Annotated in this window: 11 protein-coding genes; 10 read left to right on the top strand and 1 reads right to left on the bottom strand. The window is 73.3% G+C overall.

The window, feature by feature from the left end; genetic code table 11:
* Positions 1-40: 40 nt before the first annotated feature.
* From ACFOX0_RS04690 to ACFOX0_RS04700, 3 genes are all read left to right on the top strand, one after another.
* Positions 41-1,411, top strand: coding sequence for a hemolysin family protein (locus ACFOX0_RS04690; protein WP_377542243.1), 1,371 nt, complete (start codon positions 41-43; stop codon positions 1,409-1,411).
* The gene (locus ACFOX0_RS04695) at positions 1,408-2,472 is read left to right on the top strand and encodes a hemolysin family protein (protein ID WP_377542244.1); all 1,065 of its coding nucleotides are present in this window, start codon (positions 1,408-1,410) and stop codon (positions 2,470-2,472) included. The genes ACFOX0_RS04690 and ACFOX0_RS04695 overlap by 4 nt, the downstream gene beginning before the upstream one ends.
* 61 nt (positions 2,473-2,533) lie before the next feature.
* Positions 2,534-3,448: a sporulation protein gene (locus ACFOX0_RS04700; protein ID WP_377542245.1), complete on the top strand. Its 915-nt coding sequence runs from the start codon at positions 2,534-2,536 to the stop codon at positions 3,446-3,448.
* A gap of 102 nt (positions 3,449-3,550) precedes the next feature.
* Here ACFOX0_RS04700 and ACFOX0_RS04705 read toward each other — a convergent pair whose 3' ends face one another.
* Positions 3,551-4,795, bottom strand: a complete 1,245-nt coding sequence (locus tag ACFOX0_RS04705) for a bifunctional pyridoxamine 5'-phosphate oxidase family protein/GNAT family N-acetyltransferase (RefSeq protein WP_377542247.1) — start codon at positions 4,793-4,795, stop codon at positions 3,551-3,553.
* A gap of 40 nt (positions 4,796-4,835) precedes the next feature.
* Between ACFOX0_RS04705 and ACFOX0_RS04710 the strand changes: the two genes are divergently transcribed.
* The 7 genes from ACFOX0_RS04710 (at position 4,836) to ACFOX0_RS04740 (ending at position 13,192) form a co-directional block, all read left to right on the top strand.
* Complete coding sequence (locus tag ACFOX0_RS04710; RefSeq protein WP_377542248.1) at positions 4,836-6,176, top strand: aminotransferase class I/II-fold pyridoxal phosphate-dependent enzyme; 1,341 nt, start codon at positions 4,836-4,838, stop codon at positions 6,174-6,176.
* A gap of 208 nt (positions 6,177-6,384) precedes the next feature.
* Positions 6,385-7,086 (top strand): UdgX family uracil-DNA binding protein, encoded by a 702-nt coding sequence (locus ACFOX0_RS04715; RefSeq protein WP_377542249.1) that lies wholly within the window; start codon positions 6,385-6,387, stop codon positions 7,084-7,086.
* An 86-nt stretch (positions 7,087-7,172) separates the two neighbouring features.
* A complete protein-coding gene (locus ACFOX0_RS04720) occupies positions 7,173-8,315 on the top strand; it encodes an acyl-CoA dehydrogenase family protein (RefSeq protein WP_377542251.1) in 1,143 nt (380 codons plus the stop codon).
* Positions 8,316-8,324: 9 nt separating this feature from the next.
* Positions 8,325-9,656 (top strand): MFS transporter, encoded by a 1,332-nt coding sequence (locus ACFOX0_RS04725; RefSeq protein WP_377542252.1) that lies wholly within the window; start codon positions 8,325-8,327, stop codon positions 9,654-9,656.
* A 36-nt stretch (positions 9,657-9,692) separates the two neighbouring features.
* Positions 9,693-9,893 (top strand): DUF3046 domain-containing protein, encoded by a 201-nt coding sequence (locus tag ACFOX0_RS04730; protein WP_377542253.1) that lies wholly within the window; start codon positions 9,693-9,695, stop codon positions 9,891-9,893.
* 181 nt (positions 9,894-10,074) lie between these two features.
* Complete coding sequence (gene recA, locus ACFOX0_RS04735; RefSeq protein WP_377542255.1) at positions 10,075-12,435, top strand: intein-containing recombinase RecA; 2,361 nt, start codon at positions 10,075-10,077, stop codon at positions 12,433-12,435.
* 43 nt (positions 12,436-12,478) lie between these two features.
* Positions 12,479-13,192, top strand: a complete 714-nt coding sequence (locus ACFOX0_RS04740) for a regulatory protein RecX (protein WP_377542256.1) — start codon at positions 12,479-12,481, stop codon at positions 13,190-13,192.
* Positions 13,193-13,458: the final 266 nt, after the last annotated feature.

Consider the following 13,458-nt stretch of genomic DNA (forward strand, 5'->3'; position numbering starts at 1 on the left):
GCACGCACCGGACATCGCGACGGGGAGCACTGAGGCGCCCGTGCTGATCGTCCTCGGACTCTCCCTGATCATCCTGTTGACCGTGGCGACCGGCTACTTCGTGGCCCAGGAATTCGGTTACGTCGCCGTCGACCGGGGCCGCCTGCGCAAGCTCGCCGACGACGGGGACGCCGCCGCCGAACGAGCCCTGCGGGTCACCGGGCGGCTGTCCTTCATGCTCTCCGGCGCGCAACTCGGCATCACCGTCACCGCCCTGCTGGTCGGCTACCTGGCCCAGCCGTACCTCGGCGAAGGGCTGGCCCGCCTGCTCGACGTGAGCGGCGTACCGGTCGGGGTCGGCCTGCCGCTGTCGGTGGCGCTGGCCCTGGTCGTGGCCACCGTCGTCCAGATGGTCCTCGGTGAGCTCGCGCCGAAGAACCTGGCCATCGCGCGGGCCGAGACGCTGGCCCGGATGCTGAGCCGGTCGACGCTTGTCTACCTGGCCGTCGCCGGCCCGGTGATCCGGCTGTTCGACCTGGCCTCCAACCGGCTGCTGCGCCGGGCCGGCATCGAACCGGTGGAGGAACTGCCGGCCGGTGCCACCCCGGAGGACCTGGAGCGGATCATCGCCGAGTCCCGACAGGAGGGACACCTCGACGCCGAGATGTCCGCCCTGCTGGACCGCGGGCTCGACTTCCGGGAACTCACCGCGGGCGAGGCGATGGTGCCACGGGTGGACGTGCACACCGTACGGGCCGACGATCCGGTCAGCCGGCTGGTCGAGCTGCTGGACACCGGGCACTCCCGGTTCCCGGTGCGCGGCGCCGACCTGGACGACCTGGTCGGCGTGGCCGGCATCGCCGACGTCCTGACCGTGCCGCCGGCCGAGCGGGCCGTGACCCCGGTGTCGGCGATCGCCGGACCGCCGTTGCTGGTGCCCGACACGTTGCCGCTGCCCACCGTGCTGGACCGGCTGCGCGCCGGCCACCGGCAGCTCGCCTGCGTGGTGGACGAGTACGGCGGCTTCGCCGGCATCGTCACGCTGGAGGACATCGCCGAGGAACTGGTCGGGCCGATCCGCGACGAGGACGACCCGCCCGAGCCGGTCCCGGCCCGGCAGGACGACGGTTCCTGGGTGGTCCCGGCCCGCTGGCGGATCGACGAGATCGCCGACAGCACCGGCATCACGCTGCCCGACGCCCCCGAGTACGACACCGTGGGCGGCCTGGTGATGCGCGAACTGGGCCGGGTGCCCGAGGTGGGTGACCGATTGGAGATCGACCTGCCGGCCGCCCCGGCCGGCCCGGCCGGCCCGGACACACCCGTCGACCCGCCCCGTGCCCTGGTCGAGGTGCTCGCCGTCGACCGGCACGTGGCCGGCTCGGTCCGCCTCGCCGTCCTCACCGCCGACCGCTCCGGAGGTGCGGCGTGAGTACGGGCTGGGCGTTGCTGCTGTCGGTGCTGCTGCTCGCCTTGAACGGATTCTTCGTGGCGGCCGAGTTCGCCCTGGTGGCCAGCAAGCGCTACCGGTTGGAACAGGCCGCCGCCGACGGCAGCCGGGCCGGCCGGGCCGCGCTGGACGGCGTACGGGAGCTGTCGTTGATGCTGGCCGGCGCGCAGCTCGGCATCACGATCTGCACGCTGGGCCTCGGCGCGCTCGCCGAACCGGCGATCGAGGGGCTGGTCGGGCCGCTGCTGCACGCGGTCGGCCTGCCGGCCTCCGCAGTTCACGTCGTCGCGCTGGTCTTCGCCCTGGCGTTGGTGACCTTCCTGCACCTGGTGGTCGGTGAGATGGCGCCGAAGTCGTGGGCGATCACCGAACCGGAACGGTCGGCCCGGCTGCTGGCCCTGCCCTTCCGCGCCTTCGCCCGGGTCGCGCGTCCGCTGCTGTTCCTGCTCAACGGGCTGGCCAACGGGGTGCTGCGGCTGGTCCGGGTCCACCCGCAGGACCAGTTGGCCCAGGTGCACGGCCCGGACGAGCTGCGGATGCTGCTGGAACGGTCCCGCGAGGAGGGCACCCTCGGCGCCGCCCAGCACGAGCTGCTGACCAGCATGCTCGAACTGCAGGGCACCACGGTGGCCCAGGTGATGGAACCGGTGGACCGGATCGTCACCGTGCACCGGGACGACGACGCGACCCGGATCGAGCGGGTGTCCCGGGACAGCGGGCGGTCCCGGCTGGCCGTCCTCGGCCGGCCGGGTGAGGTCTGCGGCGTGGTGCACGTACGGGAAGCGGTGCGGGCGACCACGACGGGCCGCGCCGCGACCGCGGGCGACCTGATGTCCCCGCCGTTCGCGCTGGCCGCGACCGCGACGGTGACCGAGGCGGTGGCCGCGATGCGGGCCGAACGCGCGCAACTGGCGATGGTGACCGGCCGGGGCGGGCCGAGCCGACCGGTCGGATTCGTGGCGCTGGAGGATCTGCTGGAGGAGGTCATCGGCGAGTTCGACGACGAGACGGATCCGGTGCCCCGCGGGCGGCGGATGCGCTGAGCGGGCGCGTCGGCCCGTCCCGCGCGGCGGGCGGACGCACGAGGCGGAGGGGGCGGCGGTGATGTTCGGGGGACCGGCTGCCGGGCTGCCGGGGCTGTCGGTGCAGACCGACCTGCCCAACCCGAGCACCCGACCCGGCCTGCGGCTGCCGGGCCGGGTGACGGTGACCGCCAACCTGGGCGAGGTACGGATCGACGGCGTCCGGGTCGGTCTGGTGGCGAAGGTCGAGGGCGCCGACGGCGGCCAGTCGCTTGTGGAGTTCCACCGGGTCCCGGTGGCCGGGCCGTTCCTGCTCGCGGCGGGCGAGCGGCGGGTGATCCCGTTCGCCGCGCCGCTGCCCTGGCAGACCCCGGTGACCGTGCTGGCCGGGGTGGTGCCGCTGGCCCTGCGGCTGGCGCTGCGCACCGAGGTGCTGGTCGACGCGGCCGTGGAGCGGGACGACCTGCGGCCGGTGATCGTCCACCCGCTGCCCGCCCAGGACGGGATCCTGACCACCCTGGACGGGCTCGGCTTCCAGCTCCGGGCGGCAGCGCTGCGGGCCGGCCGGCTGCCCGGCGTACGGCAGGAGTTCTCCTTCCACCAGATGATCGGCTACTGGGTGGCCCCGCTGTACGCCGGCCCGATCAGCGAGCTGGAGCTGACCTTCCTGGCCGATCCGACCGGGCTGGACGTGATCTGCTGGGCGGACCGCCGGCTGGCCATGTCCGGCGGCGGGCACCTGAGCCTGAGCCGGTTCCGGGTGGCGCACGCCGGCGCCGACCGGCTGGACTGGCAGCACGTCGTCGACGGGTGGCTGCGGCATGCGGTGGAACGGCACGCCTGGGCCGCCTCGCGGTACCACACCTGGCAGCACTTCCCCGAGTCGGTGCACGCCAGCCGGCCACCCCAGCACACCCGGGACGGTGTAGACCCCGGCTTCACCGCCGGCAGCGGAGGCAGTGGCGGCGCCAGCGGGGGCGGCGGTGACGGCACCTGAGCGCGGGCCCGCCGAACGGACCGGCCGGTCCGTCGCCGGACGGGCGGGGCGTCGCGCCGGTCCCCGGCCCGGGGGCGCCCCGTGCCGCCCCCGGACCGGTGATCAGGGCCGGGCGGACGCCGGGCGGAGCCGGTCGCGTAGGTGCCGTCGGGCGGCCGGCCAGTCGTCGACGGTCATCGCGTACTGCACGGTGTCCCGCCAGGAGCCGTCCGGGCGCTGCCGGTGCATCCGCAGCACCCCCTCCCGCCGGGCGCCGAGCCGTTCGATGGCCCGCTGCGAGCGCTCGTTGCGGGCGTCGGTGTGCCACACCACCCGGACCGCGTCCAACTCGTCGAAGGCCCGGGTGAGCAGCAACAGCTTCGCCTCGGTGTTCACCCCGGTCCGCCACCACGGCCGGCCGAGGAAGGTGTAGCCGATGGCGACCGTCCGGCGGTCGGGGTCGATCTCGTAGAACGAGGTGGAGCCGATCACCTCCCCGGTGGCGGCGCTGCGCTGCACCCAGGGCACCCGCTCGCCGCGCTCCTGGGCGCGCAGCGCGGCGGCGATCACCTCGACGGTGCCCGCCCGGTCGGCCGGCCGGGCCGTGCCGAGGTGCCGCCACACCTCCGGGTCGGCGGTGGCGGCGTACAACCCGTCGGCGTGTGCCGGGTCGAGCGGCTCCAGGATCACGTGGTCGCCGCGCAGCGGGGCGGCGGTCAGCCACGGCGACCGGACCGGCCGCAGGTAGTCCGGCACCGGCGCGGTGACCCCGGCGGCCGGCTGCGGCAGGCCGGGCGTCAGGCGCAGCGGCAGCACCCCGGCCCAGTGCGGCAGCGCCAGGTCGGCGTCCTCCTCGACCACGCCACCGACCCGGGCCCTGACCGACACCTCGGACAGCGGCAACGCCAGCACCGCGGTCTGGGCCAGCTCGGCCCGGGTGGGCGGCCGGCTGTCGGCGGCCCGGCCCGCGCCGACCTTCGCCATCAGCGCGGCCAGCACGGTGTGCTTCTCGGCCTCGTCGGTGACCAGGTGGGCGGTGCCGTGCGCGACCACCGAGCGGTAGTTGGCGCTGTGGTGGAACCAGGACCGGGCGTAGACCAGCCCGTCGAGCTGGGTGACCGCGACACAGACCGGCAACCCGGCCGGGGTACGGGCGGCCAGCAGCGGGCCGCTGCCGGTCGAGCCGTGCAGGTAGAGAGTGTCGCCCACGCGCACGTGCAGGGTGGGCAGCAGGCGCGGTTCGCCGTCGACGGTGAAGCCGAGCGTGCAGTGGTAGGCCTCGTCCAGGACCGCGTGCGCGGTCGCCCGCCGGTAGTCGATGCGTCCCCGGTCCCGGTGGGCGGTGGTCCGTCCGGTCTGCGCGTACATGCTTCCGCACCCGCCTTCGTGCTAGTACAATCTCGAAATTGTGGCAGCACGTTATCAGATCAGTGGGCGGACGGCGGTCGCCATCGCGGCCAGCGTCGAATCGGGAATCCGCACCGGGGACCTACCGGCCGGCACGATCCTGCCGGCCGTCCGGGCGCTGGCCGAGCGGCTCTCGGTCAGCCCGGCCACCGCCGCCAAGGCGTACCAGACGCTGCGCCAGCGCGGCCTGGTCGAGACCGCCGGCCGCAACGGCACCCGGGTCCGACACCGCCCGCCGGTCGCCGCCCGCCGCGCCGAGCTGCGCCCACCCGCGCCGCCGGGGGCCGGCGACCTGTCCACCGGCGAGCCGGACCACCGGCTGCTGCCACCGCTGCGCCCGCACCTCGCGGCGGTCGCCACCGAACTGCACACCCCGATCGGGTACGCGGCCGCGGGCGTCCTGCCCGAACTTGCCGAGCTGGCCGGCGAGCGGCTGCGCGCCGACGGCGTACCGGTGGACGGGGTGACCGTGACCGGCGGCGCGCTGGACGGGATCGAACGGACCCTGACCGCGCACCTGCGACCCGGTGACCCGGTGGCGGTGGAGGATCCCGGCTGGGCCAACATGCTCGACCTGGTGGCGGCGCTCGGCCTGCGTCCGGTCGGCGTACCGGTGGACGACGACGGGCCGACCGTGCCCGGCGTGCGGGCCGCCCTCGCGGCCGGCGCCCGCGCCCTGGTCGTCACCACCCGGGCGCACAACCCCACCGGCGCCGCCGTCTCCGCCGCCCGGGCCGCCGCCCTGCGGCACCTGCTCGCCGACCACCCGGACCTGCTGCTGGTCGAGGACGACCACGCGGCCGAACTGGCCGCGGTACCGCTGCACAGCCTGGCCGGTGTGGTGCCGCACTGGGCGTTCGTCCGCTCGGTCAGCAAACCGTACGGACCGGACCTGCGACTGGCCGTGCTGGCCGGCGACGAGGCCACGGTGGCCCGGGTGGCCGGCCGGATGCGGGTCGGCGCCGGTTGGGTGTCCACCGTGCTGCAACGCCTGGTGGTCCGACTCTGGCGGGACCCCGCCGTGGCCGACCGGGTGGCCGCCGCCGGCCCCGACTACGACCGGCGGCGCGACGCGCTGCGCGCGGCCCTGGCCGACCGGGGCGTCCGAGCCTCCGGCCGGACCGGCATCAACGTCTGGGTGCCGGTCCCCGACGAGACCCGCGCGGTGACCGTGCTACGGGACGCCGGCTGGGCCGTCGCGCCGGGCGCGCTCTGCCGGCTGGCCAGCGCCCCGGCCGTCCGGATCACCATCAGCCCACTGTCCGACGAGGACATCGCGCCACTGGCCGACGCGGTCACCCGCGCCGTCGGCCCCGCCCACCGGTACGCCTTCGGCGCCTGACGCCGCGCCGTCGCCCGCCGTCGCCCGGTCAGGTGCCCGACACGCCTGGCGGCCGCCAGAGCCGCTTCCCCCACCTCGTTTGCTGGCACTTTCTCGGTACGACACGCCGGTGGAGCAGCCGAAAAAGTGCCAGCGATCGCGGTGCCGATTCCGGCGTGGCGGACCCGGGGTGCGCGTGGCGGCGGAGCGAACGGGTAGAACAGGGAGCATGGCAGACGCTCCGACCGCGCCCGGTGCGCAGCAGTTCATCCCGCCCGACGCCGACACCGTCGACGCGTTGCGTGACGCCGCGAGGGGGTGCCGGGGCTGCGAGCTGTACGAACCGGCCACCCAGACGGTCTTCGGGCGGGGCGACCCGCACGCCCCGGCGGTCTTCGTCGGCGAGCAGCCCGGCGACGTCGAGGACCGGCAGGGGCTGCCGTTCGTCGGTCCGGCCGGGCACCTGTTGCGCCGCGCGGTCGACGACGCCGGGATCGACCCGAAGCACATCTATCTGACGAACGCCGTGAAGCATTTCCGCTTCGAGCTGCGTGGCAAGCGGCGGATCCACCAGACGCCGGACCGGACCCACATCGTGGCCTGCCGGCCCTGGCTGGTGGCCGAGTTCGCCCGGCTGGACCCGCGGGTGGTCGTGGTGCTCGGCGCGACGGCGGCCAAGGCGCTGCTCGGCCCGTCGTTCCGGGTCACCCGGCAGCGCGGCGAACTGCTGCCCTGGCCGGCCTCCGCGCAGAACCCCGAGGACTTCACCCGGGTACCCACCGACTCCACCGGCACGCTCACCGCCGCCCCGCAGACCCAGCTCCTCGCCACCATCCACCCCTCCGCCGTGCTACGCGCCGACAACCGCGACATCGCGTACGACGGCCTGGTCGCCGACCTCAAGGTGGCCGCCGGCGTCCTCAGGGCCTGACCGGCGCGGACCTTGGTGTGAATCGGTCCTTCCGAGGGCCGGATCGCGCCAGGATTGCCCACCACCGCCGTGCCAGACTGGGCGGCATGGAGCAGCATCTTTACGAGGGTGTGCACGAGGAGTTCCGGGGGCTGTGCCGGGAGTTCCTGGCCCGCGAGGCGGTGCCGCACCACGAACGCTGGGAGGCCGCCGGGATCGTCGACCGCGACGTCTGGCGGGCGGCCGGCGCCGCCGGGTTGCTGGGCATGGACGTCGACGAGGCGTACGGCGGCGGCGGGCAGCGTGACTTCCGGTTCAACTGCGTGTTGGACGAGGAGATCGTCGCGTCCGGCTGCTCCGGGCTCGGTTTCGGGCTGCACAACGACGTCGTCGCGCCGTACCTCACCGAGCTGACCACCGCCGAGCAGCGCAAGCGGTGGCTGCCGGGCTTCTGCTCCGGCGAGCTGGTCACGGCGATCGCGATGAGCGAGCCGGGCGCCGGGTCGGACCTGGCCGGGGTGCGGACCACGGCGGTACGGGACGGCGACGGCTGGGTGCTCAACGGGCAGAAGACGTTCATCACCAACGGTGAGCTGGCCGACCTGGTGATCGTCGTGGTCAAGACCGACCCGGCGCAGGGCGCGCACGGGGTGAGCCTGATCGCCGTGGAGCGCGACACCCCCGGGTTCGGCCGGGGTCGCCGGTTGGCCAAGGTGGGCCTGAAGGCCAACGACACCGCGGAACTGTTCTTCGACGACTGCCGGGTGCCGGCCGACAACCTGATCGGCACCGAGAACCAGGGCTTCTACCACCTGATGGCGAACCTGCCCCGGGAACGGCTCGGCATCGCCGTGGCGGCGGTGGCCGCGGCCGAGAAGCTGCTCGCGCTGACCCTGGACTACGCCCGGTCCCGGGAGGCGTTCGGCCGGCCGATCGGGAGGTTCCAGCACAACCGGTTCCTGCTCGCCGAGCTGGACACCGAGGTGACCATCGCCCGGACCTTCCTCAACCACTGTGTACGCGAGTTCGACGCCGGGCGGTTGTCCGTCGTCGACGCGGCGAAGGTCAAGTGGTGGACCACCGAACTGCAGAACCGGGTGGCCGACCGCTGCGTCCAGCTGCACGGCGGGTACGGCTACATGGCCGAGTACCCGGTGGCCCGGGCCTGGCTGGACAGCCGGGTGCAGACCATCTACGGCGGCACCACCGAGATCATGAAGGAGATCATCGGCCGGGGCCTGGAGCTGTAGGGTCTGCCGGTGACCACGCTGATCGAATCGACGGGGGACCGGCTCGACGTCGGGCGGGTGCAGCGACGGACGTTGCGGCTGCTGTTCTGCACCCAGATCGTCGCCGGGGTCGGGGTCACCATCGGCCTGTCGGTGGGTGCCCTGCTCGCCGCCCGGCTGGTCGGCACCGGACTGTCCGGGGTGGCGCAGAGCGCCGGGGTGGTGGGCGGCGCGCTGCTCGCCGTACCGGTGACCCGGGTGATGAACGCGCGTGGACGGCGCCCCGGGCTGCTGCTGGCGTACGTGGCCGGGGCGCTCGGCGGCGTACTGGTGGTGCTGGCCGCCGTGACCCGGTGGCCGCCGCTGCTGTTCGCCGGCATGCTGCTGTTCGGCGGCGGGACGACGGCGAACCTGCAGGCCCGGTACGCGGCCGTCGACCTGGCCGAGCCGGCCCGGCGTGGCCGGCAGCTCTCGGTGATCGTCTGGGCCACCACCATCGGCTCGGTGGCCGCGCCGAACCTGGCCGCGATGGCCGACGCGGTGACCAGCCGGTACGGGCTGCCCGCGCTGTCCGGTCCGTTCGCGTTCAGCGCCGTCGCGTTCCTGCTCGCCGCCGGCGTACTGCTGGTGTTGCTGCGGCCGGACCCGCTGCTGACCGCGCGGCGGGTGGCGGCCGGCGGCCGTCCGGTGTCCCGGCCGGCGGGCGGGATGCGGGCCGCGCTGCGGGTGGTCGCGGCCCGGCCGGCCGCCCGGCTCGGGGTGGCGGCGGTGGCGGTGGGACATCTGGTGATGGTCGGGATCATGGCGATGACCCCGGTGCACCTCGGCGAGTCGCACGGCGATGCCGACCTGCTGCGGGTCGTCGGCCTCGTGATCAGCGTGCACATCGCCGGGATGTACGCGTTGTCGCCGGTGGTCGGCTGGCTCACCGACCGGGCCGGCCGCCGGCCGGTGATCCTCGGCGGGGTCGGCCTGCTGCTGGCGGCCTGCGCGGTGGCCGGTACGGCCGGGCACGACACGGTCCGGCTGTCGGTCGGGCTGGGGCTGCTCGGTCTGGGCTGGTCGGGCACCATGGTCGGCGGGTCGACCCTGCTGTCCGAGTCGGTGCCGGTCGACGGTCGGGCCGCGGTGCAGGGACTGGCCGACCTGATCATGGGTCTGGCGGGTGCGGGGGCCGCGGCGCTGGGCGGGGTGGTGGTCGGCTGGGCCGGCTACCCGGTGCTGGCGTTGCTGGCGGCGATCGCCACCGTGCCGTTGGTGGCGCTAGCGTTACGACCGACACCGGCATCGCCCCCCGAAGCGGCGGGCGCGGAGCCGGTGACGACCACGACCGCGGAGCAGGCCGGGGCGGACGGTATGTGATCCGTCCGCCACCGGCCGATGGAAGGAGCGCGCACGGTGCGGCTGACGGATTTCTGGGCCCGGTTGGAGCAGGCGTTCGGCCCCGGGTACGCCGCCAGTATCGCCGTGGACCAGGTGCTTCCCCAGCTCGGTGGACGGACCGTCGAACAGGCCCTCGCCGAGGGTGAGAAGACCGTGGTGGTGTGGCGGGCGGTCTGCGCCGCCTATCCCGACAGAGTGCCGGCCCGGCTACGCTGAGTGGTATTTGTCCTGGTGTGGCGTGTCGCGCTCGGACTCGTACAAGTGTTCGGCTATTGTCCACAGCGGGGCGCCCGTCCACAGGTCACGGCCCGTCGGCTGTTTTCTGTCAGACCCAGCGCCTAGCGTGTCCCACGTGACGAAGAGTTCAAAGACGCCGGCGAAGGCAGGGGTAGTAAACATGGCGGCATCGCCTGACCGGGAGAAGGCACTCGACCTTGCTCTCGCTCAGATCGACAAGCAGTTCGGCAAGGGCTCGGTGATGCGGCTGGGCGAGCGGCCGGTCATCCAGACCGCGGTCATCCCCACCGGGTCCATCGCGCTCGACGTGGCGCTCGGCGTCGGTGGCCTGCCCCGGGGCCGGGTAGTCGAGGTCTACGGCCCGGAGTCCAGCGGTAAGACGACCGTGGCGCTGCACGCCGTGGCCAACGCCCAGCGGGCCGGCGGCATCGCCGCCTTCATCGACGCCGAGCACGCGCTCGACCCGGAGTACGCGCGCGCCCTGGGCGTGGACACCGACGCGATGCTGGTCGCCCAGCCGGACACCGGTGAGCAGGCGCTGGAGATCGCCGACATGCTGATCCGGTCCGGCGCGCTGGACATCATCGTGATCGACTCGGTCGCCGCGCTGGTGCCGCGCGCCGAGATCGAGGGCGAGATGGGTGACAGCCACGTCGGCCTCCAGGCCCGGCTGATGAGCCAGGCACTGCGCAAGATCACCGGTGTGCTCAACAACACCGGCACCACCGCGATCTTCATCAACCAGCTCCGCGAGAAGATCGGCGTCATGTTCGGCTCACCCGAGACCACCACCGGTGGCCGGGCGCTGAAGTTCTACGCCTCGGTCCGGCTCGACGTCCGCCGCATCGAGAGCCTCAAGGACGGCACCGACGTGGTCGGTAACCGGACCCGGGTCAAGGTCGTGAAGAACAAGTGTCTCGCCGAGGGCACGATGGTGTTCGACCCGGCAAGTGGTCAGGCCCATCGCATCGAGGACATCGTCGACGGCCGGTTGCCGGTGTCGGTGGTGGCCGCAGCCAAGGACGGCACGCTGCACACCCGTCCTGTCGTCTCCTGGTTCGACCAGGGTGAGCAGGACGTCATCGGGCTGCGCCTGCGCGGCGGTGCCGAGCTCTGGGCCACTCCGGATCACAAGATCCTGACCGACCGGGGTTGGCGGCTGGCGGGTGAGTTGGGCCTGGGGGATCGAGTCGCCCAACCACGTCAGTTCCTTGGCTTCGGTGACCACGAGCCGTACTCGCCGGATCAGGCGCGAATGCTGGGCTACCTGATCGGCGATGGCTATGTCGGGGGTAAGACGCCGCTCCAGTTCATCAACATTCAGGAGTCGCTCAAGGTCGACGCGGCGCGGATCGCCGCCGAGTTGGGTTGCGAAACCCATACCCACACCGACAAGTTGGCGATTTCGTTCTCGCACCGCCCCGGCGAGAGTAACGAACTCCTCGCGCTGTGTCGACGGGCCGGCATCTACGGCAAACTGGCCTGGGAAAAGGGAATTCCCGTCGAGTTCTTCCACCCACAGCTCTCTCGCGACGTGGCGGGCAACTTGCTGTTCGGCCTGTTCGAAAGCGACGGCTGGGTGAGCCGGGAGCAGACCGGAGCGGTCCGGGTCGGCTACACGACTACTTCGGAACAGTTGGCGCATCAACTCCACTGGCTGTTGTTGCGATACGGCATCACCAGTTCGGTTCGTCGCTACGACCCAACGGGTCAGCGTGGTGGCCTCATCAAGGGGCGTCGGATCCAGGCTCGGCGACCCTGCTACGAGGTCCGGGTGGCGGGCAGTGACAACGTCGAGGCGTTCGCCGAGGCGGTTCCGTTGTGGGGCCCTCGTGGTGTCGTGCTGCGCGAGGCGCTGGACGGTCAGGACGGCCGACGTCGTGGCTCGCAAGCGATCTACCTGTCGCCGGTCGTCACCGAGCCGGTGCTGGCGCACCTCGCCGGTCGGGGAGTCGCCCCCACCGTCGCGGCCCAGTTGATCGGTCCGACGGCAGGTGACCCGCGCGGTGGCATGAAGCAGGTCCTGGGGCTGCACCAGATCCGGCGGGATCGGCTCCAACTACTGGCGGATGCGCTCGATGACTCGTTCCTGCACGAGATGCTCGCCGAACAGGTGCGATACGCGACCGTCAAGGAGATCCTGCCGGTCCGACGGGCCCGGACCTTCGATGTCGAGGTCGACGAGTTGCACACTCTCATCGCGGACGACATTGTCGTACACAACTGCGCGGCCCCGTTCAAGCAGGCCGAGTTCGACATCATGTACGGCAAGGGCATCTCCCGCGAGGGCTCGCTGATCGACGTCGGCGTGGAGCAGGCGATCATCCGCAAGTCCGGCGCCTGGTACACCTACGACGGTGACCAGCTCGGTCAGGGCAAGGAGAAGGCCCGCGAGTTCCTCAAGGAGAACCCGGACGTGGCGGCCGAGATCGAGAAGAAGATCCTGGAGAAGCTCGGCGTCGGCCAGGGCACCGGCGACGACGCCGCCGGTGGCCCCGAGCTGCCGCCGGTGGACTTCTGACCGGCCGCTGAGACGACGACCGACCGACGGTCTGCGACGACACGTGGCTGGACGACGACGTGGTGCCCGGACGGGGCGGGGGTGGGATGCCGCCCCGCCCCGTACGGGCGACGCCGGCGCGGAGGCCGGCCGACGCGCCACACGCGGTGACCGCCCGGCACGGGGGCGGGCGGGCACCGATCCGGAGCAGCCGCAACCACCACGGGACGAGGCCGAGCTGGCCCGGGAGATCTGCCTGCGCCAGCTCGCCGTCCGGCCGCGTACCCGGGCCGAGTTGGCCACCGCGATGGCCCGCAAGGGCATCTCCGCGGAGGTGGCCGAGCGGGTGCTCGACCGCTACGACGAGGTCGGCATGGTGGACGACGCGGCGTTCGCCCGGGCCTGGGTGAGCAGCCGGCACCAGGGCCGCGGGTTGGCCCGCCGGGCGCTGGCCAACGAGCTGCGCCAGCGCGGGGTGGACGGCGACACCGCCAGCGAGGCGCTGGAGACGCTCGACGAGGAGACCGAGGCGGAGACCGCCCGCGCCCTCGTCGACCGCAAACTGCGTACCGTCCGGGGTGAGCCGGACGCGGTCTTCCGCCGGCTGGTCGGCATGCTCGCCCGCAAGGGTTACCCGCCGGGCGTGGCGATCCGGGCGGTCAAGGACGCGCTGGCCGCGCAGAGCGCCGAGGCGGCCGAGTTTGCCGACCAGATCGACGCCGACGCCCTCGCCGACGCAGAGGGCGACCTCGACCGGCCCGGCCGCCCGATCGACTGACCGGCCCGGCCGCCCGACCGCACCCCGTCAGACCGCACGGCACCGGCCCGCCGTCCGACCGCACCGGCCCGCCCGCCGCGCCGGGCCGATTGGTCGGATTTTGCCCGTGCGCCCGTCCGGTATGTGGCGTCTTCGCTGCGCTGGCAGTGAGCGTTTCGGTGCCGTGCGTCTCGTCCGGTCGATCAGGTGTTCTTGACCGAACGGCCATCTGAGACCTAGCCTCGCCTGTAAAGGCGAGAAAAACCCGACCAACGCAGGCTAAGCGC

Origin of the sequence: Micromonospora zhanjiangensis (assembly GCF_042650605.1) — a bacterium.
GTDB classification, from domain to species: Bacteria; Actinomycetota; Actinomycetes; order Mycobacteriales; family Micromonosporaceae; genus Micromonospora_J; species Micromonospora_J zhanjiangensis.